3 protein-coding genes are annotated in these 2833 nt (G+C 40.8%); all 3 read left to right on the top strand.

The features are described 5' to 3' along the window. Positions 1-1039 (top strand): T9SS type A sorting domain-containing protein (locus tag LHW48_05895; GenBank protein MCB5259993.1); only part of this gene is annotated, 1039 nt, incomplete at its 5' end. Between the two features lie 9 nt (positions 1040-1048). Beyond that, positions 1049-2551: a T9SS type A sorting domain-containing protein gene (locus LHW48_05890; protein ID MCB5259992.1), complete on the top strand. Its 1503-nt coding sequence runs from the start codon at positions 1049-1051 to the stop codon at positions 2549-2551. Positions 2552-2560: 9 nt separating this feature from the next. Then, on the top strand, positions 2561-2833 hold a 273-nt coding region (locus tag LHW48_05885), incomplete at its 3' end, for a hypothetical protein (GenBank protein MCB5259991.1).

Raw genomic sequence — 2833 nt, 5'->3', positions numbered from 1 at the left:
TTACCTGCCTAATCAGGGAATATGCTTCAACAAAGCACTACGAACCCCAGATAATGAGATCGTAGCAGTTGGCAAGGCATCGCAGAATTACGATGTATCATCTGCCTGCTTCTTCCGCTTTTCAAGTGCGGGAGATACGCTTGCTACAGCTTTCTGGCCTGTTGATCAGGGAAGCCAGTATCTTGAAGCTGGAGCCTACGATCTGGCTCTGATGGATAATGGCAATATTCTGGTTACATGCTACCTAAGCAGCATTTTGGGATCAGTATTAGAAATTGACATAAATGGAGATATTTTAAACCGTGTAGATATACTTGGCATCTTTTGGAGTATTGACTCAAGTTTGACAATCAATCGTAGTTTAGATAATGAATCGTTTATCTTAGCTGGGACCACGGGCCCACATCCTGACTATAGTATAAAAGTTTTTCTTTTGTTTGCGGGCGAACTTACTTTCTTATTCGAAGTTGATAATAGCATTTTAACATGGGTGTCCTCCGTCAAACTCCAAACAGACAGCATGTATTTGTGCGGGAGGGTTTTTGAGGGCGGACTAATTAACGTGTCTTATTCAGGTGATGTAAACTGGGTTTGGAATCATCAAGGAGGCAACTCCACCCCCTATATATGGGATGGATTCGGTTCTCCCTCAACTGCTTTGCTTGATCTGGATTCAGATGGCTGTATCTATTGGGCTTGGGGGAATTCAGGGAATCAGGTAGTAATCAAGCTCTTGCCTAATGGTCAATTACCTATAGAGGACGAATTGATTAGTCCACCAGTAAATCGGATATCTGCCTATCCAAATCCGATGAAGGATCATCTCAATATCAAGATCACGCAAGATGATGGGACAGTCACCGGAGAAAACCGTATAGAAATTTATAATATCAAAGGTCAGTTAGTGCGCTCTATTGAGGTTAGCAAAGGCGAAACGGAATGGGATGGTAAAGACAAGCAGGGTAAACATTGTCCCCTGGGTATTTACCTGCTCCGTTTCAATGAATCACTTACAACAAAAATATGCAAATCCTATTAGGAGGAAATCATGAAAAAGATTATTATTACGCTCATCAGTCTGCTGGTCGGGATATTGTGCTATGCTCAATCAGGTTATATCAGTACAATATCGATAGACTATTTGCAGTATTTTACTCCAAAGACAAGTTATCTCTGCTCTGATAATAGTGTCGTGATCCTTGGTGATGCAAGCTATATTGATGATATGGATCAATTCTGGAGTTACGGACCATTGATAATAAAACTTGATCCCCAAGGCAATTTAATGTGGCATACGGGACAATCTCTCAACCATGTTAAACATATAGTAGGCACTGGTGTAGATCAATGTTTATCTCATTCCCGCTTCGATGATCATTTCGCAATTATAGGTACTGGGATAGACGATGCAGATGTGGTGCATTTTATTCTGGGAATGCCATCCGGATATAATACGGGCTTTATTGACACAAACGGATCTATTACTATGAATGAGGAAAAATCGTTTGTCTGCTGGGGATGCTATTTCAGCAAAGCTATCCGCTTGCCTAATGGGGAAATATTGGCCTGCGGGAGAATAGGAAAACAGCCAACAGGTGCATATCATGCTGCCTTTTTTAGATTAAGCGCGTTTGGTGATTCTTTGGCCGCAAATTATTATCCGACAGATTCGGGGAATTATGGGAATTCAACCACTGGTAGAAACATGGTACAAAAAGACGATAATTCTGTCTATATTGCCTGCTATCTTGGTTCTGATGATTTGAGTATTTTGCATGCGGATCTGGATGGAGTTATCATCAACCGGTACGACATTAGTGGTTCCAGCCAGGGTTATGGCATGTCGATGCTTTGTGATTCCGATTCTTTATTGGTGTTTACGATAGAAGCCATTGACCAAAATCACAGCACGATTCTAAGCACTATTGATGCCATGGGAGACCTGCAATCTTACAATATTGGCTCCGATTTGTATAGTATTTGCTCAGTGGCATCCACACCAGATTATTTTGTTTTGTTTGGAAGTCATGGATTCGAAAATGCCAGATTGGCAAAATATGACTATAGCCTCCAAAACATCTGGTGTGTGGATTACAATCAGATATCCCTGTGGTCTTCCGATTCTTTTTATGAGCATAATACAGATATTTTAAAATTAGATCAACAAGGCTGCATCTACTTTGTTGGGATCACAAACTATACGCATATCGCAGTGGTGAAGCTATTGCCTAATGGGCAAGTGCCAAACCTGGACGAAGTCCAAACCATAACTTCATCTCCTATCATAGCTTATCCAAATCCCGCACAAAACTCTGTTACCATCGAGCTGGGATATGGTGAACTCCACAAAGCACCAGGCAACCGTATCGAGATATACAATATCAAGGGTCAGAAAGTAAGAAGTATCCCAATGAATAACGCAGCCAGTCCTATTGCTCAGATAGTGTGGGATAGGCGGGATAATGAAGGCAGGAGGTGTCCCACAGGAGTATATCTGATTCGTGAAACAAACAATCCACAGAATACCAAAAAAATAACTCTGGTAAAATAGGAGATTATCATGAAAACGTCATTTCGCATTATACACGTTTTATTAGTACTTAGCTTCTGCAGCATAGTTTTTGCTCAAAGCGGGTACATTAGTTCATTTTCAGTAACAGATTATGAATTAGGTCTTGGTCTTATGGAGATGTTTACTCCCAAAACTATATACGTGAACTCTGACAGAAGTTTAATGATACTTGGGGATGCAAGTTTCTTCGATGATGTTAGTTGGACTTTTATGCCAGCAATCATCAAGCTTGACTCCCAAGGCAATCTCATTTGGTATGAG

Source organism: Candidatus Cloacimonadota bacterium (assembly GCA_020532355.1).
In the GTDB taxonomy this organism is placed as follows: Bacteria; Cloacimonadota; Cloacimonadia; order Cloacimonadales; family Cloacimonadaceae; genus UBA5456.
Note: the sequence above shows the minus strand (reverse complement) of the source record. Positions and strands in the feature narration are given on the sequence as shown.

Coding starts and splice junctions, on each gene's coding strand:
- LHW48_05890 (MCB5259992.1), top strand. CDS start 1,049: ATGAAAAAGATTATTATTACGCTCATCAGTCTGCTGGTCGGGATATTG.